This is a genomic window from Actinoplanes ianthinogenes (assembly GCF_018324205.1).
Lineage (GTDB): Bacteria > Actinomycetota > Actinomycetes > Mycobacteriales > Micromonosporaceae > Actinoplanes > Actinoplanes ianthinogenes.
In genome coordinates this window covers 6,759,155-6,780,503 of record NZ_AP023356.1, presented here as the reverse complement: position 1 = coordinate 6,780,503, position 21,349 = coordinate 6,759,155, and the positions used below count along the sequence as shown (strand labels likewise).

The window sequence follows — 21,349 nt, the reverse complement described above, 5'->3', positions numbered from 1 at the left end:
GTACGACAACCTGGACGGCGAAGGCGCTATTCCAGCCCGCCGGCCCGCTTCGCTGCCCGGAGCGGACCGGCGGGTGGCTACTCCCCGCTGCCGAGAAGGTCGGCGAGCCGGCGGCTCTGTGCCTCCCGCTCGGCCCGGTCCTGCTCGGCGTAGGAGCGGCGGGGCGCCCCGGCCAGCAGGCCCTTGATCTCGGCCACCGCGCCCGCTTCACCGGCCAGGACGGCGGCGGCCAGGTCGGCGACCGCCGCGTCCAGGTCGGCCCGCGGGACCACGGCCGTGGCGAGGCCGAGGCGGTCGGCCTCGTCGGCCGGGATCCGCCGGCCGGTCACACAGATCTCCAGCGCCCGGGACGGGCCGACCAGCTCGGTGAGCCGTTTCGTCCCGCCCAGGTCGGGCACCAGACCGAGAGTGACCTCCGCCATCGAGAACCGTGCGTCATCGGCAAGAACGCGCATGTCGCAGTTCAGCGCGAGCTGGAATCCGGCGCCGATGGCATGGCCCTGCACCGCCGCGATGGACACGATGGACGGACTGCGCAACCACGTGAACGCGGTCTGGAAGCCCGCGATCCGATCGGTGCGGTCAGCGGCGGACAACTGTGCCAGACGAGCCAGTGAAGAATCGCCGGCGCCGCGGGCGACCGACAGATCCAGGCCGGCGGAAAACGCACGGCCTTCGGCTCGCACAATGACGACGCGCACGTCGCCAGGCAATTTCCGGGAAATGTCGCTGAGCTCCGCCCACATGGCCGGAGTCTGTGCATTGAGAACGTCGGGCCGGCACAACGTCACCGTTGCGACCGGCCCAGCCTGTTCGTAGCGGACGCCTACTTCGTCGATGGTTTCCGCGGATACCGGCCCGGCTTTGTCGGACGTCACGCCTTCTTGCGACGACGAGCGCCGCCGCGCTGGCGCAACTGCACGCCCGACTCGGTGAGCACGCGGTGGACGAATCCATAGGAACGGCCGGTGGAAGCGGCGAGCGCCCGGATGCTCTCGCCGGAGGTGTAACGCTTCACCAGGTCCTTGGCGAGCGACTGCCGCTCGCTACCGACGATTCGACGACCCTTCTCAGTACTGGTAGCTGTGCCAGTGGCTGCCATCTTGAATCCTCACGTCGCAGACAGTGCGGTCAGATACGGTCCCACCTATTACACCGCCTCCAACGATCATGCGCCAGGCATCTCGCGTCGAAGAACGTGCCCATTTATTACTGTCAGGAACTTGACGGTTACCAAGTGCATCAATGTCAGACACTTTGGTGACGTCGGCCGGAGCGGCATTTCCGGCGCGTCACAGCGGCACCGCCCGGCTCACCAAGACCATCGATCACCTGCAAAAACACTCGATCGAGGGCGACCCGCCGGACACCGCCCGGCGCGGCTGCGCGGGGACGATGTCCAGGCCGTACGGGACGTCGGGCGCGTACGGGAGCAAGTCCGACCTGCCCGCAAACGCCCGAACATCGCACTGTCTGTGTGGGCACCAGTTGACAACTGACGATGCCGATGATCCTGGATCTCCAGCACCTTCTGAACTACGGCTTCACCGGCTCAGGCCAGCTCCACGAGCTCCAGCAGGTCGTCGCTCCACGCGTCCTCGTCGCCGTCCGGCAGCAGGATCGCCCGGTCCGGCTTCAGCGCCTGCACGCAACCGGCGTCGTGGGTGACCAGCACGATGGCGCCCGGGTAGTTGGCGATCGCGTCCAGCACCTGCTCCCGGCTGACCGGGTCGAGGTTGTTCGTCGGCTCGTCGAGCAGCAGCACGTTCGCCCCCGAGCAGACCAGGGTGGCCAGCGCCAGCCGGGTTTTCTCCCCACCGGAGAGCACACCGGCCGGCTTGTCCACGTCGTCGCCGGAGAACAGGAACGCGCCCAGGATTTTCCGCAGCTCGGTGTCGGTCTGCTCGGACCCGGCGCTGCGCATGTGCTCCAGGATGGTCCGGTCCACGTCCAGCGTCTCGTGCTCCTGCGCGTAGTAGCCGAGCCGCAGCCCGTGGCCCGCGCGCACCTCACCGGTGTCGGACTCCAGCATGCCGCCGAGGATCCGCAGCAGGGTGGTCTTGCCGGCGCCGTTCAGCCCGAGGATGGCGACCCGGGAGCCGCGGTCGACGGCCACGTCGACGTCCGCGAAGATCTCCAGCGACCCGTACGACTTCGACAGCCCGTGCGCGGTCAGCGGGGTCTTGCCGCACGGGGCCGGGCTCGGGAACCGGACTTTCGCCACCTTGTCCGAGACGCGGGTCTCCTCCAGGCCGCCGAGCAGTTTCTCCGCGCGCTTCGCCATGTTCTGCGCGGCGACGGTCTTGGTGGCCTTGGCCCGCATCTTGTCGGCCTGCGCCATCAGGGCGCCGGCCTTCTTCTCCGCGTTGGCCCGCTCCCGGCGGCGCCGCCGCTCGTCGGTCTCCCGGGCCTCCAGATACGTCTTCCAGCCCATGTTGTACATGTCGACGACCGAGCGGTTGGCGTCGAGATACCACACCTTGTTGACCGCGGCGTCGAGCAGCTCGACGTCGTGGCTGATCACGATGAGTCCACCCTTGTGCTGCGCCATGTAACCGCGCAGCCAGGCGATCGAGTCCTGGTCGAGGTGGTTGGTCGGCTCGTCGAGCAGCAGGATGCCCTTGCCGTTCTGCCCCGAGTTGGCGAACAGGATGCGGGCCAGCTCGATCCGGCGGCGCTGACCGCCGGAGAGGGTGCCGATCGTCTGGGCCAGCGCGCGGTCGGGCAGGCCGAGGTTCGCACAGATCCGGGCGGCCTCGGCCTCGGCGCCGTAGCCACCGAGCGCGGCGAACTGGTCCTCCAGCTGACCGTAGCGCCGGACCAGTTTCTCGTCGGTGCTCTCCTCGAGCTGGATCTCGAGTTTCTGCATCTCGGCGAGGATGCTGTCCAGCCCGCGGGCGGAGAGCACCCGGTCGCGGCCGGTCACGTTGAGGTCGCCGGTGCGCGGGTCCTGCGGGAGGTAACCGATCTCACTGGTCCGCTCGACCTGACCGGCATAGGGCATGCCCTCGCCGGCCAGCACCTTGAGCGTGGTGGTCTTGCCGGCGCCGTTGCGACCGACCAGGCCGATCCGGTCGCCGGGCTGCACCCGTAGGGTGGTCGGGGACAGCAGGATGCGCGCGCCGGCGCGAAGTTCCAGTCCGGTGGCGGTGATCATTAAACGCTTCTCGCTCTCGGGAATCGGGCTGACTCGGGGCGCAACGTGGAAATCGGCAGGTCAGCCTTCGCGGAGCAGCACCCGGCCATACTACCCGGGCGGCGACACCACCTCCCAACCGATTAGGCGGCAAGATCATCGGGTACACGCGGGTGCAACCGTGGCGCAGGAGGACGGCATGGAACTCAATGAGAACGCCGAGATCGACACCAGTCAGGTGGAGGACGCCCGCGGATCGGGCGGCGGCGGTGGTGGCTTCGGCGGGCTGCCCATCCCGATCGGTGGCGGCGGGCTCACCGGGATCATCATCACCGTGCTGCTGGTGCTCGTCGGCGGCTACTTCGGGGTCAACAACCTGGGCGGCGGTGGAAGCTCGTCGACCAGTGACAACGGCAAGATCAACAGTGAGTGCAAGCAGGGGGACGCGACCAAGCAGCTGGACTGCCGGAACGTTCTCTACATCAACTCGATCCAGGCGTACTGGGCCACCGAGCTACCCAAGGCGTTCGGCAAGCAGTACGAGAAGTCGGTCACCAAGATTTTCGCGAACCGGGTGAACACCGGCTGCGGCGCCGCGGACTCCGGCGTCGGCCCGTTCTACTGCCCGGCCGACGACAAGGTCTACATCGACCTGACCTTCTACCAGCTGCTGGCCAAGCAGCTGGGCGCGCCCGGCGAGTTCGCGCAGCCCTACGTGCTCGCCCACGAGTACGGTCACCACGTGCAGGACCTGCTCGGCACCGAGGCCAAGATGCGCCGGGCGCAACAGTCCGATCCGGACTCGGCCAACCTGCAGTCGGTCCGGCTGGAGCTCCAGGCCGACTGCTACGCCGGCGCCTGGGCCAAGGGCGCCACCGGCACCACCGACGCCAAGGGCAACAAGATCTTCAAGAGCCTCACCGACGAGGACATCCAGGAGGGCATCCAGACCGCCGGCCAGATCGGCGACGACACCCTCCAGCAGCGCAACGGCGGCACGGTCAACCCGGCGGAGTTCACCCACGGCACGTCCGCGGACCGGCAGAAGTGGTTCCGGACCGGGTACGACTCGGGCGACCCGACGAAGTGCGACACGTTCGCGCCGGGAGCGGTCAACGAGGGCGACTGACCGCTTGCGCCCCCTGAGCATCCGGCCGCCGACCCGCACCTGGCGCGGGACGGCGGCCGGAGCCGTCTCAGGGTTCTCTGATCAGGATCGGGACCGCGCGGGCCATCGCCACCGCCGCGACCAGCACGGCGTGCCGCGGCTCCGGCACCTCCAGCAGCCGCCCGGAACGCAGCGCGGCCACCGGCGCCAGCGCCCGGTCGGCCAGGATCGCGTCGACCGCCGTCCGATCGCCGCCGGTGACCAGAGCGGCCATCCCGCGTACCTCAGGAAGCAGCAACCGGCCCACGATCCCGGCCCCGTCAGCGGCCGCCGCCTTGGCCTGGTTGTCCCGGCGGCGGGCGAAGCGCTGCTGCGACCAGCCCCCGGCCGCTGTCCGCCCCTGCACATAGTGGGTGTCCACCTTGGAGGCGACCAGCTCGGTCCCGTCCGCCACCCCGACCGCGACCGCACCCTTACGCGCCAGCAACAGCCCCAGCCGCCGCGAGGCCTGCGCCTCCCGGACGAGCTCGCTCACCGTCCCGGCCGCCGCCACCCCGGGCGGCGCGTGCAACGTCGCCACCGCCCCGTCCGCGGCGACCAGAGTCAGCCCGTCCTCCCGATACTCCCCGTGCCGGGTCGCGAAGTTCGCCAGCCACCGAGGCAGCCGCTCCGGCGCGACATCCACCCATTTCCCGCCGCCGGCCGCCGCCCGTTCACCCATTCTTGTCAGACTACGGTGGCAGGATCCCCGGCATGACGGACAGCCTTCCCCAGACGCCGCTTTCCGCGACCCCGCTCGCGGAGACGCTGCTGGCGCGGCTCACGACCGCTTTCGAGGCCCACCGGGACGACGCCCGCGCCCTCGCGATGGCCGCCTACCTGCGCGACCGGTTCCCGTTCTTCGGCCTGTCCGCCCCAACTCGCCGCGCCGCCGCCCGCACCGCCCTGACCGGCCTGCCGGACCCCTCCGAGACCGACCTGGCCGAGATCGCCCGGGCCTGCTGGTCCCGGGACGAGCGCGAGTTCCACCAGTTCGCCTGTGACTACCTGATTGCCCACCCGGCCGTCCCCACCCCCGCCTTCCTGGAGGTGACCGCCGACCTGATCACCACGAAATCCTGGTGGGACACGGTCGACCCGCTGGCCACCCGCTTCGTCGGCGGCCTGGTCCGCCGCCACCCCACCCTGCTCGGCCGGATGGACGACTGGTCCGAGTCCACCAACCTGTGGCTGATCCGCACCGCACTGCTGCACCAGCTCCACTACGGCCCGTCCACCGACGAGAAACGCCTGTTCCGCTACTGCTCCGCCCAGGCCGCCCACCCGGACTTCTTCGTCCGCAAGGCGATCGGCTGGGCCCTGCGCCACTACGCCCGCACCAACCCGCAAGCCGTCCGCGCCTACCTGACCACCGAGTCCGCCCACCTCTCGCCGTTGTCGATCCGAGAGGCCGCCAAACACCTTTAACCCACTTTTGTACGCTTCACCCCTCCCCAAGCGCACCACCCCCGCCCGTGCCTACCCGCGATGTCCGCTCCCCTCCAGCTCCGCCCGGCGACCGCCGGGCTGAGTCCCGGCTCGATGCCCACGGTGACCCGCCGCACCCCAGTCCCCGCGCCGTGCTCGCCGCTCCTTCCGCACCCGGCCATCGCCCCCAGCCCGCCGCCACGCGCCTCTCCCGCGCCCCGCTCCTCACCACCGGAGCCGCACAGCAAGAGGCCACCGGCTCGCAGAGCCGATGGCCTCGATGACATATCCGTCTTTGTCAGGCATCCAGCAGTAATCGCACCGCCAGCACCGCGATCACCACGCTGGACGTCAACGCCGTCACCAACCGCCCGCGCGGCCCGGTCAGCAGCCGCCCGATCAGCGACCCGCCCCCGGCGATCAGCAGTTGCCAGCTCGCCGAGGCGAGGAACGCCCCGGCCACGAACCAGATCCCGCCGCCGGCACCTCCACTACCCAGCACCAGCGCCGCGAAGTAGATCACCGTGGCCGGGTTCAGCAGGGTCAGCCCGAGAATCCCGGCATACGCCCGCCAAGCCGTGGTCGGCCGCTCCTCCCGAGCCCCGGAGCCCGGCCCGCGAACGGCGCCCCAGGCGGTCCACCCGGCCAGCGCCAGCAGCACCAGCGCACCGACCCACCGCAGCGGCCCGGCCACCGGCGCGATCACCCCGGCGACCGCGGAGCCGCCGGCCACCGCGACGGCGGCGTAGATCCCGTCCGCCGTGGCCGCGCCCATCCCGGCCGCCGCACCGACCCGCAGCGACGTGCGCGCGCTCAGGCCCGCGATCAACGCCCCGATCGCACCGACCGGCACCGCGATCCCGTAGCCGGCGACCACGCCGGCCAGGAACGGGGCGCTCATGACCGCTGCTTCGGCACCGCCGTTCCCCGGACGGCCTTCTGCTGTCGCCCGGCCCGTTCGGCCGCGGCGACAGATACAGCGAGGAAGGCCATCAGCTCAGTCACGCCGCCATCATTGCCACCCGCCATTCTCCCGAGCCACCGAATTTCACCGCCGCACCACGTCCCGGGGCCATCAGCCCAGCTGGTCCAGGACCGCCTGATAGGTCCGGTCGATCTGCCCCTCATGACTGGGCACCACCCGCGCGCCCGGCCGCGACCCGAGCAGCGCCAGCAACCGGTCGTACAGCGCCGCCACGTCAGCCCGCGCCTCCGCGGTCACCACGCCCTCCCGCGCCGCCCACCGCCGCAGCGCGTTCTCCCGGCTGTCCATCAGCACGATCTCGTGGAACTCGGCGCCCACCGCACCCGCCAGCTCCGCGGCCTGCTCCAGGAACTCGGGCCGGGCCAGCAACTGCGGAACGATCACGTCATGCCCGGCCAGCAGGTGCGCCCGAGCCCCGGCCAGCACCACCGCCCGGGCCAGCAGCCCGGCCTCCCCCGGCCGCTCCCGCCACCCGCCGATCAGGTCCCGGATCCGGTCGACGTCCAGGTTCAGGGTCAGCGGATGCTCCTCGGCGAACCGCCGGGCGAGGGTGGACTTCCCGGTCCCGGCCGGGCCGTTCACCACGATCAACCTGGGCATCGCCGGATGGTATCGCCGGCATGCGGGCGCGGGAGGCCGCCGCTAGGGTCCAGATCATGGGTGTGGTCGCCGAACTGATCCTGATCCGGCACGGGCAGAGCCTGGCCAACGTCGCCTTCGCGGACGCCGACGCGCAGAACCTGCTGGAGGTCGAGCTGAGCGGCCGGGACGCCGAGGTCCCGCTCACCGATCTCGGCGTCGAGCAGGCCCGAGCCGTCGGCACCTGGCTGGCCGCGCGGCCCGCGGACCGCCGTCCCGAGGTCGTCGTCACCTCGCCGTACCTGCGGGCCCGGGAGACCTGGCGGCACGCCGCCGCGGCCGCCGGCGTCCCGCTTCCCGCACCGCGTACCGACGATCGTCTTGTCGATCGGCTCCTCGGCGATCTGGAAATGCTCACCCGGGCCGCGGTCGCGGCCCGTTTCCCGGCGGAGGCGGCCCGGTTCGCCGAGGCCGGCTTGTACGAATACCGGCCACCGGGCGGTGAGTCGTTCGCCGACATCCGGATCCGGCTCTCCTCCTTTTTGAGGGATCTGCACCGGGACCACGCCGATCGGCGCATCGTGGTGGTCGCGCACGATTCGGTGGTGCTGATGACCCGGGCCGTTCTGGAAGACTTGGACTGGGACCAAGTGGCCGCTGTGGAGAAATCCGCGGGCAGCGTCCGGAACGCGTCGGTCAGCCGTTTCCTTCCGGATGGTGGGAACGCGCTGAAACTCGATCGCTACAACGTGATCGATCATCTGCCGCCGTCCTGACGACCGGAAAACATATCGACCGGCGTCTTCCGCGAATTCTGCGTGGTGGATAGGTTGGGTCGATGCCCTTCCGACCTCTGGATAAGCGGTGAGGCGCGGGCTGGCCGGTCTGCTCGCGGCCGAAGCGATCTCGCTCCTGGGCAGCCGGATCACCTTCGTGGCACTGCCCTGGCTGGTGTTGACCAGCACCGATTCGGCGCTCCTGGCCGGTCTGGCCGGGTTCGCCGAGATGCTCCCCTACGTGCTGGCCGGCCTGCTCGGCGGCCCGATCGTGGACCGGGTCGGTCCCCGGCCGACCGCGGTGGCCGCCGACACGGCCAGCCTGCTCGCGGTCAGTGGCATCCCGATCCTCACCAGCACCGAGTCGGTGCCCTACCACACCCTGCTCGGCCTGATCGCCCTCGCGGGCGCACTGCGCGGCTTCGGCGACACCGCCAAGCGCGCCCTGCTGCCCCGGGTGATCGCCGGCGCCGGGCTGACCACCGAGCGCGGCACCACCCTCTACGACGGGATCAGCCGCGCCGCCACCCTGCTCGGGCTGCCGCTGGCCGGGCTGCTGGTCGCCGCGATCGGCCCGGCCCGGGTGCTGCTGGTCGACGCGGCCACGTTCGGTCTCTGCGCGCTGCTGATCACGGTCTACGTCAAGGCCGGTTCCACCGGCCACCACGCCGCCGAGGACGAGGAGGGCGGATACGCCGCGGCCCTGCGCTGCGGTTTCCGGTACGTCCGTGAGGACCGCCTGATCATCGGGATCATGTCGATGCTGTTCGCCACGAACCTCTTCGACCAGGCGTTCGCCACGGTGTTCGTGCCGGTGTGGGTGCGCGAGGGACCGCACGGCCCGGCCGCCCTCGGGGTGCTGGGCAGCGCGTTCGGCATCGGCGCGGTGGCCGGCAACCTGCTCTGGACGGTGATCGCACCCCGCCTGCCGCGCCGCACCACGTTCGCCGTCTGCTTCCTGGCCGGCGGCCCCGCCCAGCTGTTCGCACTCGCCCTGACCGACCGATTATGGCTGGTCCTCGCGGTGGCCGCGCTGGCCGGCGCCCTGATGTCGACGATCAACCCGATCCTGCTCGCCGCCGTCTACGAACGCGTCCCGACCCGCGTCCAGGGCCGTGTGATGAGCGTCCTGATCGCCTTCTCCTGGGCCGGCATCCCGCTCGGCGGCGTCCTCGGCGGCTGGGCCGCCGACGAGCTGGGCCTGCGCACCGGCGCCCTGCTGGCCGCCATCGGCTATCTGGCGGTCACCCTCTCCCCGTTCCTGTTCTCCGTCTGGCGCTCTCTCGACGAACACCGCGTCGTCTCCACGAAAACCCTGGTCACCGCCAAGTAGCCGCCCCGACTACCGTAACCGCATGAGTGCCGGCGGGTGGGAACAGAGAATGGCTGCGCGTGCTCATGGCCGTGCGGCGCGGCAGATAGCCGAGCGTGAGCGTCCGCTGGCTCTCGATCGCCCGGGTCACGCCGGTCACCACTTGCACCGGACGCGGCTGGGCACGGAATGCTCCTGCGGCGCTGATTTCCGAGAGGCCTGCCACGTCGCGGATGGTGAGGATCAAGCGTGGTGGGACGCGCAGGAGTGCGCGGTGTGCGGGCTGCCGGGCCTGGTGCTCGAGGGCGCGGCCGTCGGGTCTGCTGAGGCCTCTTCCGGTTAGCTGTGTCGTCCAGCCGGGTCCGGTCAGGAGCGGTGGAGGAAATCGGTGACTTTCTGGCGGAACCAGTCGGCGTCGTCGAGCCAGGCGAAGTGGCCGCCGCCGGGGACCATGGCCAGCTCGGCCTGGGGGAACAGCCCGGCGTACTCCGCGGCGGCTTTCGGCGGCAGCTGGAGGTCGACCTCGCCCGAGATGAGCAGGACGGGTGCGGGTAATCCGGCGAGCTGCGACCGTACGGAAAGAGGGTTGAAAGCGCCCTCGGCGTAGTAGGCCGCGGCCGCCAACCGGTTCTTCTGGCCTGCCTCGCGGGCCGAATAGGCCTGGGTCTCGGCGTCCCAGCGGCCGTAGATGAACGGCGCCAGCGCCCGGCCGTCGGCCGGGGTCGCCTGGCCGGACTGGATGCGTTCCAGGGCGGCGAACGCCTCCGGGAACCACGGCTCGCCGCGGCGCTCCTCGGCGACCTGCCGGCGGTCCAGGTCGGTGATCTCCAGGCCGACCGCGCGCGGGCTCGGGTTGACCAGCACCAGGCGGCGGACCCGGTCCGGGTGCCGGGTCGCGTAGAGCAGCGCGATCGTCGCCCCGGCCGAGTGTCCGAGCAGGTCGAAGCGGTCCAGACCGGCGTGCTCGCGGAGCGCCTCGACGTCACCGACCTGGTGGTCACAGCGATAGGTCGCCGGGTCGGCCGGGACCGCGGAGGCGCCGGTGCCGCGCAGGTCCGGGACGAGCAGCAGCCGGTGGCCGGCGAGGCCGCCCAGGTCGTCGAGGTACGCCGCGGCCTGCATCGGGCCGCCGGGCAGGCAGACCAGCGGATCACCGGCGCCGGAGCGGTGCAGCGCGAGGTGGGTGCCATCGGGGGCGTCGAAGGTTTCCACGCCCGGATCCTATGCGTGAGGCTCGATAAATGGCCGGGAAATGTCGGGGGACCTGACTACCCTGACCGCCGTGACAGAGATATCGGGGGACTTCGAGACGCACCTGACGGTCTATCCCGGACAGGCCGACGGCCTGGCCGCGTTCGCCGCGGAGCACGGTGTCACGTTCCTGCACATCGAGCTGGACCGGGGCACGTCGATGTCCCAGCCGATGCTCACCCTGCACGGCAGCGGCACCCTCACCGAGCAGCTCGCCACCGTCCACCAGTGGTGCCACTGGCTGCGGGTGGCCGGGATGGACCCGATCCGCAGCAAGATCGAGGCGGCTCCGTGGGCCGCCGGCGTGCCGCAGCACGACGAGGCCGCCCGCGACGAGCCGGCGTATCGGTATTTCGAGCATCACCTCAAGCTGCGCCTGCCCGCCGGGGTCGCCGACCTGATCGCGATCACCGACCTGGTCGAGCCGCACGGCGCCCGCCTCTCCCGCAACGCGCGACAGCGCTCCGCCGACGGCACCGAGACCCGCTTCGTCAATCAGCGCTGTCACCAGGTCGGCCGGGACACCGCCTCGCAGCGCCTCGACCGGCTGGTCACCGCCCTGCGCGAGGCCGGCCACGAGATCGTCTCCGTCGAGCAGGAGTACGTGGTGCACGACGACAACCTGCGGCTGGACGACGGCTGGCTGCCCCGGTCCGCGACCACCACGGGCCGGGCGCTTGCGCTGGACCGGATCGCTCCGCCCCGGCGCCGCGACTTCCCGGCGACCTACCACCCGGTGCCGGGCACCCAGCAGGGCCTGGTCTTCGACCCCGCGCTCAAGCAGCATCCGGACGCCTATCGGGCCGGTGAGCCGATCTTCGGCAATCCGCTGGAGGGCGAGCGCTGGCGGGCCGCCCGGCGGGCCGCGCTGGACCATGTGCTCTCGGTGCTGGCCGGCGGTTCCTGGAGCCGGTCGCTGGTGCTGCGCGGCAGCGTCACGATGCCGGCCTGGGCCGGCGCGGCCGCCCGCGAGCCGGGGGACCTGGACTTCGTGGTCACCCCGGCCTCGATCACCAGCGGCAGCCCGCAGGCGCGGGCGCTGCTCGACGGCATCGTCGCCGACCTGGCCGCGCGGCCCGGCGCCGGGCTGCGCCCGGATCGCGTCGAGCAGTCCGCGATCTGGACCTACGAGCGGGCCGACGGCCGCCGCCTGGTGATCCCGTTCACCGGGTCGCGGATCCCGGAGGGCGCGGTGCAGGTCGACATCGTGTTCGGCGAGGAGTTGCCGATCCCGCCGGAGCCGATCACCCTGCCCGGCCAGCGGCAGCCGGTCCTGGCCGCCACCGCCGGGCTGTCCCTGGCCTGGAAACTGTTGTGGCTCGCCACCGACTGCTACCCGCAGGGCAAGGATCTGTACGACGCGGTGCTGCTCGCCGAGCGGACCACCGTCGACCTCGCGCTGGTCCGTGACCTGATGCGCCCGGAGCTGGGCGACGAGGCCGACCGGTTCACCGCCGAGTCGGTGCTGAGCTGGCCGGACATCCAGTGGGACAACTTCTTCCAGGAGTACCCGGAGCTGGTCGCCGAGCCGCACGAGCTGCCGTGGTTGCGCCGGCTCGCCGTGGCGCTGGACCGGGCCTGGGGGCAGCAAGGGCACTAGGCACGACCGGGTCGTCCCGGCCTGGGCGGCAGCGGGCTGCCCTCAGGCCGGGACCCAGTCGCGGATCGGCGGCGGGTTCTCCTCAGGCCGGGACCCAGGCGCGGATCGGGGCGGCAGCGGGCCGCCCTCAGGCCAGGACCCAGTTGCGGATCGGGGCGGCAGCGGGCCGCCCTCAGACCGGGACCCAGTTGCGGATCGGGGCGGCAGCGGGCTGCTCTCAGGCCGGGCCCAGCCGGCAGCGGGCTGCCGTCAGGCCGGGACCTAGTCGCGGATCTGGGCGGCGACCTCGCGGTCGCCGTCGATCCGGACCGCGTCCAGCGGGATCCGGCGGTACAACAGCAGCACCAGGTCGCTGGCGGTGCCGTGGACCCGGGTCACCGGCTCGCCGCTGGCGGCCGGGTCGGCGGTGGCGCCGGCCGGGGACAGGTCGACGGTCCAGGACGGGCCCTCGATCGCCTGGTAGTGCACCCGGGCCGGGCGGTGCGGCCACGGGCCGAGCGAGCCCAGGCCGACGGTGAGGAACTCGCTCACCCCGTCGACGGCGACGGCGGCCGGCAGCGGCTCCGGCTTGCCGAGGGACTCCCCCACGTCGTAGGTGTGCACCGCCGCCTCCTGCGCCTGGTGCCGGGCGACCGCCCCGGCGGTGTGCGGCGCGGCCGTGGCCGGCCACCACGCCCAGCAGGGCGCGTCCGGGCCCGCCGCGCGCAACGCCGCTCCCAGCATCCGGGTCGACTCGGCGAACCAGCCCAGCAGGTCGCTGTGCGGGAAGGTGCTGCCGTGCCGCTCCCGGGAGGGTGGGCCGGACGGATCCGCCTCGGTCACCACCAGAGCCCAGAAGCGCTGCACCTCGCCCAGGTGGGCGATCAGGTCGCGCAGCGACCAGTCCGGGCAGCCGGGCACCGGGACGGTCAGGTCGGCGTCGGCGGCGGCCGCGCGCAGGGCCGCGGACCGCTCCTCGACCAGGGTGACCAGCTCGGAGAAGGGCGGAGTCGGAGTCATGTCCGGTTTCTATCACCGGAATATGACAAAGAGCGGCACGCTTTCCCGCGCACCGCCCTTTGGACGTACCTCTGTCTCAGACGTTGAAGCCGAGCGCCCGGAGCTGCTCACGCCCATCGTCGGTGATCTTGTCGGGGCCCCACGGCGGCAGCCACACCCAGTTGATCCGGAAGTCCTGGACCAGGCCGCCGCCCGGCCCGGTGGTCAGCGCCTGCCGGGTCTGGTCCTCGATCACGTCGGTCAGCGGGCAGGCCGCCGAGGTCAGCGTCATGTCCAGGGTGACCACGTTGTCGTCGTCCACGTGCACGCCGTAGACCAGGCCCAGGTCGACGACGTTGATCCCGAGCTCGGGGTCGACGACGTCCTTCATCGCCTCTTCGACGTCGTCGACGGAGGCCTTCTTCGTCACGGCCGGTTTCTCGGCCGCCTCCGACACGCTGGCCTCGGGAACCTCGACCGGCTCGCCGGCCTCAACAGCCGCGGCACGCTCCTCGGCGAGCCACGCGGGAACCTCGTCGGTCTTGTCGGTCATGCCTTCACCTCCGGGCTCGCGCCCACGTCGACGCCGGCGCGCGCCGCGGCGTCCTTGAATGCCATCCACGGCAGCAGGGCACACTTCACCCGGGCCGGGAATTTCGCCACCCCGGCGAAGGCGATCCCGTCGCCGAGCACGTCCTCGTCGGGCTCGATCTGGCCGCGGCTCTGCATCAGCTCCACGAACGCGTGGTGGATCGCCTCGACCTCGCCGCGGCTCTTGCCCTGGAGCAGTTCGTGCAGCACCGACGCGGACGCCTGACTGATCGAGCAGCCCATGCCGTCGTACGAGATCTCGGCGAGGTCCGAGCTGACCCGCAGGGTGATCTCGTCGCCGCAGGTCGGGTTGACGTGGTGCGCCTCGCCGTCGAAGGGATCGCGCAGTCCACGCCCGTGCGGGTTCTTGTAGTGGTCCAGGATGATCTCCTGGTACAGGCCGTCGAGCATCAGCCGAACACCTTCCGAACCTGGTCGAGACCGCGCGCCAGGGCGTCGATCTCGTCCGTGGTCGTGTAGAGGTAGAACGAGGCCCGGGTCATCGCCGGCACCCCGAACCGCACGCACACCGGCCGCGCGCAGTGGTGGCCGACCCGCACCTCGACGCCGAGCGCGTCCAGGATCTGCCCCACGTCGTGCGGGTGTACCCCGTCGACCCCGAACGACACCGTGCCGCCCCGGCCCTCCGGCTTGGCCGGGCCGAAGATCCGGACGCCGGGGACCGCGGCGAGCTGCTCCAACGCGTACGCCGTGATCTCCTGCTCGTGCTTGTGGATGTTCTCCATCCCGAGCCCGGTCAGGTAGTCGACGGCCGCGCCCAGCCCGATCGCCTCGGTGATCGGCGGGGTGCCGGCCTCGAAGCGGGCCGGCGGCGGAGCATACGTCGTCTTCGCCATCGTGACGGTCTCGATCATCGACCCGCCGGCCAGGAACGGCGGCATCTCGGCGAGCAGCTCGAGCCTGCCCCACAGCACGCCGATGCCGGTCGGGCCGAGCATCTTGTGTCCGGTGAAGGCGATGAAGTCGACGCCCAGCTGCCGCACGTCGATCGGCAGGTGCGGCACCGACTGCGAGGCGTCCAGCATGACCAGGGCGCCCACCTGCCGGGCCCGGGTCACCAGCGCGGACACGTCGTTGACGGTGCCGAGCACGTTGGACATGTGCACGACCGAGACCAGCTTGGTGCGCTCGTTGACCAGCTCGTCGAGCTGCGACTCGTCGAGCCGGCCCTCGTCGGTGATGCCGAACCAGCGCAGCGTGGCGCCGGTCCGCTCGCAGAGCAGCTGCCAGGGCACCAGGTTGGAGTGGTGCTCCATCTCGGAGATGACGATCTCGTCGCCCGGCTTGAGCGCGAGCAACTGCCCGGCCGCGTGCGCGACCAGGTTGATCGCCTCGGTGGAGTTCTTGGTGAACACCACCTCGTCCGGGGTGCCCGCGCCGATGAACGTGGCGATCTTGGCGCGGGCGGCCTCGTACATCTCGGTCGACTCGGTGCCCAGGGTGTGCACCGAGCGCGACACGTTGCCGTTGTGTTTCTCCTGGTGCAGGCGCATGACGTCGAGCACCTGCACCGGCTTCTGCGAGGTGTTGGCGCTGTCCAGGTAGACCAGCGGGTGGCCGTTCACCTCCCGCTCGAAGATCGGGAAGTCCTTGCGCACCCGCGCGACGTCAAAGCTCATCTGTGACTCCTAGGCCTTGGCGAGGAACTTCTCGTAGCCCGAGACCTCGAGCTCCTCGGCCAGCTCCGGGCCGCCCTCCTCGACGATCTTGCCGCCGACGAAGACGTGCACGAAGTCCGGCTTGATGTACCGCAGGATCCGCGTGTAGTGGGTGATCAGCAGGAAGCCGGTCTCGCCGGTCTCCCGGACCCGGTTGACGCCCTCGCTGACGATCCGCAGCGCGTCGATGTCGAGGCCGGAGTCGGTCTCGTCGAGGATCGCCATCTTCGGCTTGAGCAGTTCGAGCTGCATGATCTCGTGCCGCTTCTTCTCACCGCCGGAGAAGCCCTCGTTCACGTTGCGCTGCGCGAAGGACGGGTCCATCTGGAGCTTCTCCATCGCGCCGCGCAGCTCGCCGGCCCAGGTGCGCAGTTTCGGCGCCTCGCCGTCGATCGCGGTCTTGGCGGTGCGCAGGAAGTTGGCCACCGAGACGCCGGGCACCTCGACCGGGTACTGCATGGCCAGGAAGAGGCCGGCGCGGGCGCGCTCGTCGACGGACAGGGCGAGCACGTCCTGGCCGTCCAGGGTCACCGAGCCGCCGGTGATCTCGTACTTCGGGTGACCGGCGATGGAGTAGGCCAGGGTCGACTTGCCGGAGCCGTTCGGGCCCATGATGGCGTGCGTCTCGCCGGACTTGATGGTGAGGTCGACCCCGGCCAGGATCGGCTTCAGCTCGCCATCGGGCAGCTTCACCGAAACCTGAAGGTCACGGATCTCGAGGGTGCTCACGGCTCTACTCCATTGCTCGTCTGTGTCGAAACGTAGATGTCTCCGTCGCGGATCTCGACGGGGTAGACCGCCACCGGGTCGATGGCGGGCGGTCCGGAAGGCTCACCGGTACGCAGGTCGAAGCGCGAGCCGTGCAGCCAGCACTCCAGCGTGCACCCGTCGACCTCGCCCTCGGAGAGCGCCACCGAGGCGTGGCTGCACTCGTCCCGGACCGCGTAGAAGTTGTCGTCGTCGGCGTGCACCACCGCGATCTCGACCCCGTCGACCTCCACCTGGAGCGACGTGCCCTTCGCGATGTCGGCCGCCGGTCCGACGTTCTCGAACGTCACTGACCGGCCTCGACGAGCCGGGCCTCGATCGCGTCGCCGAGCCGCTCGCGCAGCTCCTCGACTGGGATCTTGTTGATCAGCTCGGCGAAGAAGCCGCGGACCACCAGCTTGCGCGCCTCACCCTCGGGGATGCCGCGGGCCATCAGGTAGAACAGCTGCTCGTCGTCGAACCGGCCGGTGGCGCTCGCGTGCCCGGCCCCGGCCACCTCGCCGGTCTCGATCTCCAGGTTGGGGACCGAGTCGGCGCGGGCGCCGTCGGTCAGCACCAGGTTCCGGTTGATCTCGTACGTGTCGGTGCCGGTCGCGGCGGCCCGGATCAGCACGTCGCCGACCCAGACGGTGTGCGCGGACTTGCCCTGCAGCGCGCCCCGGTAACCGACGTAGCTGCGGCAGTCGGGCACCGCGTGGTCGACCAGCTGCCGGTGCTCGTGGTGCTGGCCGGCGTCGGCGAAGTACAGCCCCCAGAGCTCGGCGTCGCCACCGCGGCCGGTGTACTCCACCGAGGTGAACTGGCGGACCAGGTCGCCGCCGAGGGTCACCTGCACGTGCTGCACCCGGGCGTCCCGGCCGACCCGGAACTTCACGTGCTGGGCCTGCACCGCGTCGGTGTCCCACTCGGCGAGGGTCACGAAGGTGAGCTGGGCGCTGTCGCCGATGATCACCTCGACGTTGTCGGCCAGGGTGACCGTGCCGGTCTGCTCCAGCACCACGGTGGCCTTGGCGAAGTTGCCCACCTTGACCACGGTGCGCGCGGCCGCGGCCTCGCCACCCTTGCCGACCAGCCGGATCACCGCCGCCTCGGCGGGAGTGGCCTCGGCCGCCACCTCGATCACGGTGACGCCGGCGGCCGACCCGTACGCCAAAGCGCTGATCCGGTCGAACGGGGTGAGCACCGGGTCGACGTCGTCGGCGGTCGAGACGGTCACCCCGGCGGGCAGATCGCCGTGTTCCACGGAGGGGGCGACCCCGGTCAGCGTGGTGGCCTTGACCAGGTCACGCAGCCGCTTGAGCGGGGTGAAACGCCACTCCTCCTCCAGGCCGGTGAGTGCCGGGAAATCGGCGACGTCGAAGGAGCGCAGCACCTGCGACTTGGTGCTCGGCGGGGCGATGGCCTCGGTAGTCATTTCTTCCTTATGTCCGCTTTCGAATAGGGCCGGGCCGCTTAACCGACGGCGCCTTCCATCTGGAGCTCGATCAGCCGGTTCAGCTCCAGCGCATACTCCATCGGGAGCTCCTTGGCGATCGGCTCGATGAAGCCACGCACGATCATCGCCATCGCCTCGTCCTCGGTCAGGCCGCGGCTCATCAGGTAGAAGAGCTGGTCCTCGCTGACCTTGGAGACGGTCGCCTCGTGGCCCATGTTCACGTCGTCCTCGCGGATGTCCACGTACGGGTACGTGTCCGACCGGGAGACGGTGTCGACCAGCAGCGCGTCGCACTTGACCGTGCTCTTCGAGTGCGAGGAGCCCTCCAGCACCTGCACCAGGCCCCGGTACGACGTGCGGCCGCCGCCCCGGGCGATCGACTTCGACACGATGGTCGAGGACGTGTACGGCGCGGCGTGCACCATCTTGGCGCCGGAGTCCTGGTGCTGGCCCTCGCCGGCCATCGCGATCGAGAGCACCTCGCCCTTGGCATGCGGGCCGGTCATGTAGACGGCCGGGTACTTCATGGTCACCTTGGAGCCGATGTTGCCGTCGATCCACTCCATGGTCGCGCCCTCCTCGCAGGTGGCGCGCTTGGTGACCAGGTTGTACACGTTGTTCGACCAGTTCTGGATGGTCGTGTACCGCACCCGGGCGTTCTTCTTCACGATGATCTCGACGACCGCGGAGTGCAGCGAGTCGGACGAGTAGATCGGCGCGGTGCAGCCCTCGACGTAGTGCACGTAGCTGCCCTCGTCGGCGATGATCAGGGTCCGCTCGAACTGGCCCATGTTCTCCGTGTTGATCCGGAAGTAGGCCTGCAGCGGGATGTCGACGTGCACACCCTTCGGCACGTAGATGAACGAGCCACCCGACCAGACGCTGGTGTTCAGAGCGGCGAACTTGTTGTCGCCGACCGGGATCACCGTGCCGAAGTACTCCTTGAAGATGTCCTCGTGCTGCTTCAGCGCGGTGTCGGTGTCCAGGAACAGGACGCCCTGCTGCTCGAGGTCCTCACGGATCGCGTGGTAGACGACCTCGGACTCGTACTGCGCGGCGACGCCGGCCACCAGGCGCTGCTTCTCCGCCTCCGGGATGCCCAGCTTGTCGTAGGTCGCCTTGATGTCCTCCGGCAGGTCCTCCCAGGAAGCGGCCTGCTTCTCGGTGGAGCGGACGAAGTACTTGATGTTCTGGAAGTCGATGCCGGTGAGGTCGGCGCCCCAGTTCGGCATCGGCTTGCGGTCGAACAGGCGCAGGCCCTTGAGACGAAGGTCGAGCATCCACTGCGGCTCGCTCTTCTTCGCGGAGATGTCGCGCACCACGGCCTCGGACAGACCACGCTGTGCGGCGGCGCCGGCGACATCGGCGTCGGCCCAGCCGTACTCATACTTGCCGAGCGCGGCGAGGTGCTCTTCCTGAGTGACGATCTGGTCAGTCATGACTATCTGTCCTAACCGTGGTGGCAGTGGTGTGCGTGCGGCTGGGGATGTGCGTGGTGCACACCCCGTCGCCGTGCGCGATGGTGGCGAGGCGCTGCACGTGAGTGCCGATGAGCCGGGAGATGACTTCGGTCTCGGCGTCGCACAGCTGAGGGAACTCGGCAGCCACGTGGGCCACCGGGCAGTGGTGCTGGCACAACTGTCCGCCGGACGCGATCGTGGTCGCGCTGGCAGCGTAGCCCTCCGCGGTCAGCGCGTCGGCGAGCGCCTCCGCCCGGGCGATCGGATCGGCGCCGGCCTCCTGCATGGCCGTGCGGCAGCGATCCTCCAGGGCCTGGATCTGCGCGCCGGCGAACGCGCTGACCGCCTCCGGCCCGTGCTGCTGGGCGATCCAGCGCAGGGCCGCGGCGGCGATGTTGTCATAGTGGTGCGGGAAGCTCTCCCGGGCGGCGGCGGTGAGCACGAACGCCTTGGCCGGGCGGCCGCGGCCGCGCGGGCCGGTGCGCCGCACCTCGCGGGTCTCGACGAGGCCGTCGGAGAGCATCGCGTCCAGGTGCTTGCGGATCGCCGCGGGGCTCAGGCCGAGGCAGGCGCCGAGCTCGGCCGCGGTGGCCGCGCCGCGCTCCAGCAACAACTGGGCGACCCGGTCACGGGTGCGGCCGTCCGACGCGGCGGCTGTCGCCACCGCACCGTCTCCGAGCTGCACCACGTTTTTCACTACGGCAACGTTACGTATTTCCTCCGGAGCCTGCAAACCGATCCCCGGGTGATCCATCACACCGGCCGCCGGGGACGCCTCCTTTCAAGATCAAATTCGAGCGTACGATGCCACGGGTGAAGTCCTTCGAGCCGCTGTTCCGCCCGTTCGCCGCGTGGTTGCGCCCTCTGGCCTTGGCGTCCCTGGTCGCCAACGTCGCGCTGATCGTCACCGGCGCGGCGGTCCGGCTCACCGACTCCGGCCTCGGCTGCCCGACCTGGCCGCGGTGCACCGACGAGTCCTACACGACGACCGCCGCCATGGGCGTGCACGGCGTCATCGAGTTCGGCAACCGGCTGCTCACGTTCGTGCTGGCCGCGCTCGCCATCGCCTGCTTCCTCGGCGCGCTCGGCCGCCCCCGCCGCCGCTCGCTGGTCCGGCTGTCGGTCGCGGTCGGCCTCGGCATCCCGATGCAGGGCGTGGTCGGCGGCATCACCGTGCTGACCCACCTCAACCCGTGGGTCGTCGGCCTGCACTTCCTGCTCTCCATCGCGCTGATCTCGGTGGCCTACGCGTTCTGGCGCCGCATCGACGAGGGCGACGGCGCGCCGCGCTCCCTGGTCCCGGCGCCGCTGCGCACCCTGGGCCGGCTGACCGCGCTGGCCGGCCTCGCCGTGGTCGCGGCCGGCGTGGTGGTCACCGGCAGCGGCCCGCACTCCGGCGACCGCGGCGCCAAGCGCAACGGCCTCGACCCGGCCGCGATCTCCCAGGTCCACGCCGACCTGGTGTTCCTGCTGATCGGCCTCTCGGTGGCGCTGTGGTTCGCCCTCCGCGCGGTCCCGGCCCCGCCGGCCGCGGCCCGCGCCGCTTTGGTCCTGATCGCGGTCGAGCTCGGGCAGGGCCTGATCGGCTTCGTCCAGTACTTCACCCACCTCCCGGTGATCCTGGTCGCCGCCCACATGCTCGGCGCCGGCCTGGTCTGGTGGGGCACCCTCGGCGTCCTCTGGTCCCTACGCGAGCGCCCGTCCCTCAGCCCAGCCGACCAGGTCCCGGCATCGTCGTCCCCGGCCCCGGAGCCCGTGCCCACCGCCTGACGAGCCCTGCCGGCCGCCCCATCAGGCAAACCCCTTTCCGGTACGCCCGGAGCCACACTCCCCGCCTTCTCGGAGTCCCCTGACTCCGCCGGCGAGTGGTTCACAGCGACGCGACCTCCATCAGCCCGTCGCGGTACTCGAACAGCGCCCTGCCCACCTGCCTTCCATGACCTGCCCAGCCGCCCGGTCGTCACGGTGGTAGCCGGCTTCGGGACAGGCGGCGGCAGCCCGGTCCCGACCAGATGGCGGCAGCCCAGTCCCGAACAGATGGCGGCAGCCGGGTTCGGGACAGCCCCATCCCGGGCTCCCGATACGACCAGGCGCGACCACCGGGCTGGTCCCCACCGCCCTATCCCCGGCCCCGATAGGGCCACCAGGACCAGCCACCACCACCGGGCTGGCCCCCACCGCCCTATCCCCGACCCCGAAAGGGCCACCAGGACCAGCCGCCACC

At 70.9% G+C, this 21,349-nt stretch carries 22 protein-coding genes; 6 read left to right on the top strand and 16 right to left on the bottom strand.

From position 1 onward, the window contains the following. Positions 1-77: 77 nt before the first annotated feature. The 3 genes from Aiant_RS30890 to Aiant_RS30880 all read right to left on the bottom strand — a co-directional run bounded on the left by Aiant_RS30890 (position 78) and on the right by Aiant_RS30880 (position 3,157). Positions 78-878, bottom strand: a complete 801-nt coding sequence (locus tag Aiant_RS30890) for an enoyl-CoA hydratase/isomerase family protein (protein WP_425322629.1) — start codon at positions 876-878, stop codon at positions 78-80. Then, positions 875-1,102 (bottom strand): helix-turn-helix domain-containing protein, encoded by a 228-nt coding sequence (locus Aiant_RS30885; protein ID WP_014441759.1) that lies wholly within the window; start codon positions 1,100-1,102, stop codon positions 875-877. Before Aiant_RS30885 ends, Aiant_RS30890 begins: the two co-directional genes overlap by 4 nt. A 450-nt stretch (positions 1,103-1,552) precedes the next feature. Further along, positions 1,553-3,157 (bottom strand): ABC-F family ATP-binding cassette domain-containing protein, encoded by a 1,605-nt coding sequence (locus tag Aiant_RS30880; protein ID WP_189336697.1) that lies wholly within the window; start codon positions 3,155-3,157, stop codon positions 1,553-1,555. Between the two features lie 178 nt (positions 3,158-3,335). Between Aiant_RS30880 and ypfJ the strand changes: the two genes are divergently transcribed. Beyond that, entirely contained in the window at positions 3,336-4,265 is a 930-nt protein-coding gene (gene ypfJ, locus Aiant_RS30875; RefSeq protein WP_189336696.1) for a KPN_02809 family neutral zinc metallopeptidase, read from the top strand. Positions 4,266-4,332: 67 nt separating this feature from the next. Here the strand turns inward: ypfJ and Aiant_RS30870 are convergent, their stop codons facing one another. Further along, positions 4,333-4,965, bottom strand: a complete 633-nt coding sequence (locus Aiant_RS30870; RefSeq protein ID WP_189336695.1) for an acVLRF1 family peptidyl-tRNA hydrolase — start codon at positions 4,963-4,965, stop codon at positions 4,333-4,335. A gap of 32 nt (positions 4,966-4,997) precedes the next feature. Between Aiant_RS30870 and Aiant_RS30865 the strand changes: the two genes are divergently transcribed. After that, positions 4,998-5,711: a DNA alkylation repair protein gene (locus Aiant_RS30865; protein WP_189336694.1), complete on the top strand. Its 714-nt coding sequence runs from the start codon at positions 4,998-5,000 to the stop codon at positions 5,709-5,711. A 298-nt stretch (positions 5,712-6,009) separates the two neighbouring features. Here Aiant_RS30865 and Aiant_RS30860 read toward each other — a convergent pair whose 3' ends face one another. Next, complete coding sequence (locus Aiant_RS30860; protein ID WP_189336693.1) at positions 6,010-6,612, bottom strand: LysE family transporter; 603 nt, start codon at positions 6,610-6,612, stop codon at positions 6,010-6,012. Between the two features lie 174 nt (positions 6,613-6,786). Further along, positions 6,787-7,296 (bottom strand): AAA family ATPase, encoded by a 510-nt coding sequence (locus Aiant_RS30855; RefSeq protein WP_189336692.1) that lies wholly within the window; start codon positions 7,294-7,296, stop codon positions 6,787-6,789. 56 nt (positions 7,297-7,352) lie between these two features. On the opposite strand from Aiant_RS30855, the gene Aiant_RS30850 reads away from it, so the two are divergent. Both Aiant_RS30850 and Aiant_RS30845 read left to right on the top strand, forming a co-directional pair. After that, positions 7,353-8,051 carry a histidine phosphatase family protein gene (locus tag Aiant_RS30850; RefSeq protein ID WP_189336691.1) on the top strand — a complete coding sequence of 233 codons (699 nt, stop codon included), beginning with the start codon at positions 7,353-7,355 and terminating at the stop codon, positions 8,049-8,051. Between the two features lie 88 nt (positions 8,052-8,139). After that, the gene (locus Aiant_RS30845) at positions 8,140-9,384 is read left to right on the top strand and encodes an MFS transporter (protein ID WP_189336690.1); all 1,245 of its coding nucleotides are present in this window, start codon (positions 8,140-8,142) and stop codon (positions 9,382-9,384) included. Between the two features lie 345 nt (positions 9,385-9,729). On the opposite strand, the gene Aiant_RS30840 is transcribed toward Aiant_RS30845, so the two are convergent. Next, on the bottom strand, positions 9,730-10,575 hold the full coding sequence (locus Aiant_RS30840) for an alpha/beta fold hydrolase (protein ID WP_189336689.1): 846 nt from the start codon (positions 10,573-10,575) through the stop codon (positions 9,730-9,732). Between the two features lie 70 nt (positions 10,576-10,645). Between Aiant_RS30840 and Aiant_RS30835 the strand changes: the two genes are divergently transcribed. Next, positions 10,646-12,214, top strand: a complete 1,569-nt coding sequence (locus Aiant_RS30835; RefSeq protein ID WP_229831462.1) for a nucleotidyl transferase AbiEii/AbiGii toxin family protein — start codon at positions 10,646-10,648, stop codon at positions 12,212-12,214. 261 nt (positions 12,215-12,475) lie between these two features. On the opposite strand, the gene Aiant_RS30830 is transcribed toward Aiant_RS30835, so the two are convergent. From Aiant_RS30830 to Aiant_RS30790, 9 genes are all read right to left on the bottom strand, one after another. Continuing rightward, entirely contained in the window at positions 12,476-13,213 is a 738-nt protein-coding gene (locus Aiant_RS30830) for a maleylpyruvate isomerase family mycothiol-dependent enzyme (protein ID WP_189336687.1), read from the bottom strand. Between the two features lie 76 nt (positions 13,214-13,289). Further along, positions 13,290-13,745, bottom strand: coding sequence for a metal-sulfur cluster assembly factor (locus tag Aiant_RS30825; RefSeq protein ID WP_189336686.1), 456 nt, complete (start codon positions 13,743-13,745; stop codon positions 13,290-13,292). Continuing rightward, positions 13,742-14,197 carry a Fe-S cluster assembly sulfur transfer protein SufU gene (gene sufU / locus Aiant_RS30820; RefSeq protein WP_189336745.1) on the bottom strand — a complete coding sequence of 152 codons (456 nt, stop codon included), beginning with the start codon at positions 14,195-14,197 and terminating at the stop codon, positions 13,742-13,744. The genes Aiant_RS30825 and sufU overlap by 4 nt, the downstream gene beginning before the upstream one ends. After that, the gene (locus Aiant_RS30815; RefSeq protein ID WP_189336685.1) at positions 14,194-15,423 is read right to left on the bottom strand and encodes a cysteine desulfurase; all 1,230 of its coding nucleotides are present in this window, start codon (positions 15,421-15,423) and stop codon (positions 14,194-14,196) included. Before Aiant_RS30815 ends, sufU begins: the two co-directional genes overlap by 4 nt. A gap of 9 nt (positions 15,424-15,432) precedes the next feature. Beyond that, complete coding sequence (gene sufC / locus Aiant_RS30810) at positions 15,433-16,191, bottom strand: Fe-S cluster assembly ATPase SufC (RefSeq protein ID WP_189336684.1); 759 nt, start codon at positions 16,189-16,191, stop codon at positions 15,433-15,435. Then, positions 16,188-16,520, bottom strand: a complete 333-nt coding sequence (locus Aiant_RS30805) for a Rieske (2Fe-2S) protein (protein WP_189336683.1) — start codon at positions 16,518-16,520, stop codon at positions 16,188-16,190. Before Aiant_RS30805 ends, sufC begins: the two co-directional genes overlap by 4 nt. After that, positions 16,517-17,644, bottom strand: a complete 1,128-nt coding sequence (gene sufD / locus Aiant_RS30800; protein WP_189336682.1) for a Fe-S cluster assembly protein SufD — start codon at positions 17,642-17,644, stop codon at positions 16,517-16,519. The genes Aiant_RS30805 and sufD overlap by 4 nt, the downstream gene beginning before the upstream one ends. 38 nt (positions 17,645-17,682) lie before the next feature. Further along, a complete protein-coding gene (sufB, locus tag Aiant_RS30795; protein WP_189336681.1) occupies positions 17,683-19,104 on the bottom strand; it encodes a Fe-S cluster assembly protein SufB in 1,422 nt (473 codons plus the stop codon). Continuing rightward, positions 19,097-19,822, bottom strand: coding sequence for a helix-turn-helix transcriptional regulator (locus tag Aiant_RS30790; RefSeq protein ID WP_229831461.1), 726 nt, complete (start codon positions 19,820-19,822; stop codon positions 19,097-19,099). Before Aiant_RS30790 ends, sufB begins: the two co-directional genes overlap by 8 nt. Positions 19,823-19,938: 116 nt before the next feature. On the opposite strand from Aiant_RS30790, the gene Aiant_RS30785 reads away from it, so the two are divergent. Continuing rightward, positions 19,939-20,895, top strand: coding sequence for a COX15/CtaA family protein (locus Aiant_RS30785; protein ID WP_425322628.1), 957 nt, complete (start codon positions 19,939-19,941; stop codon positions 20,893-20,895). Positions 20,896-21,349: the final 454 nt, after the last annotated feature.

Coding starts and splice junctions, on each gene's coding strand:
- sufB (WP_189336681.1), bottom strand. CDS start 19,104: ATGACTGACCAGATCGTCACTCAGGAAGAGCACCTCGCCGCGCTCGGC.
- Aiant_RS30830 (WP_189336687.1), bottom strand. CDS start 13,213: ATGACTCCGACTCCGCCCTTCTCCGAGCTGGTCACCCTGGTCGAGGAG.
- Aiant_RS30860 (WP_189336693.1), bottom strand. CDS start 6,612: ATGAGCGCCCCGTTCCTGGCCGGCGTGGTCGCCGGCTACGGGATCGCG.
- Aiant_RS30815 (WP_189336685.1), bottom strand. CDS start 15,423: ATGAGCTTTGACGTCGCGCGGGTGCGCAAGGACTTCCCGATCTTCGAG.
- Aiant_RS30880 (WP_189336697.1), bottom strand. CDS start 3,157: ATGATCACCGCCACCGGACTGGAACTTCGCGCCGGCGCGCGCATCCTG.
- Aiant_RS30825 (WP_189336686.1), bottom strand. CDS start 13,745: ATGACCGACAAGACCGACGAGGTTCCCGCGTGGCTCGCCGAGGAGCGT.
- Aiant_RS30885 (WP_014441759.1), bottom strand. CDS start 1,102: ATGGCAGCCACTGGCACAGCTACCAGTACTGAGAAGGGTCGTCGAATC.
- Aiant_RS30855 (WP_189336692.1), bottom strand. CDS start 7,296: ATGCCCAGGTTGATCGTGGTGAACGGCCCGGCCGGGACCGGGAAGTCC.
- Aiant_RS30850 (WP_189336691.1), top strand. CDS start 7,353: ATGGGTGTGGTCGCCGAACTGATCCTGATCCGGCACGGGCAGAGCCTG.
- Aiant_RS30865 (WP_189336694.1), top strand. CDS start 4,998: ATGACGGACAGCCTTCCCCAGACGCCGCTTTCCGCGACCCCGCTCGCG.
- ypfJ (WP_189336696.1), top strand. CDS start 3,336: ATGGAACTCAATGAGAACGCCGAGATCGACACCAGTCAGGTGGAGGAC.
- Aiant_RS30870 (WP_189336695.1), bottom strand. CDS start 4,965: ATGGGTGAACGGGCGGCGGCCGGCGGCGGGAAATGGGTGGATGTCGCG.
- sufD (WP_189336682.1), bottom strand. CDS start 17,644: ATGACTACCGAGGCCATCGCCCCGCCGAGCACCAAGTCGCAGGTGCTG.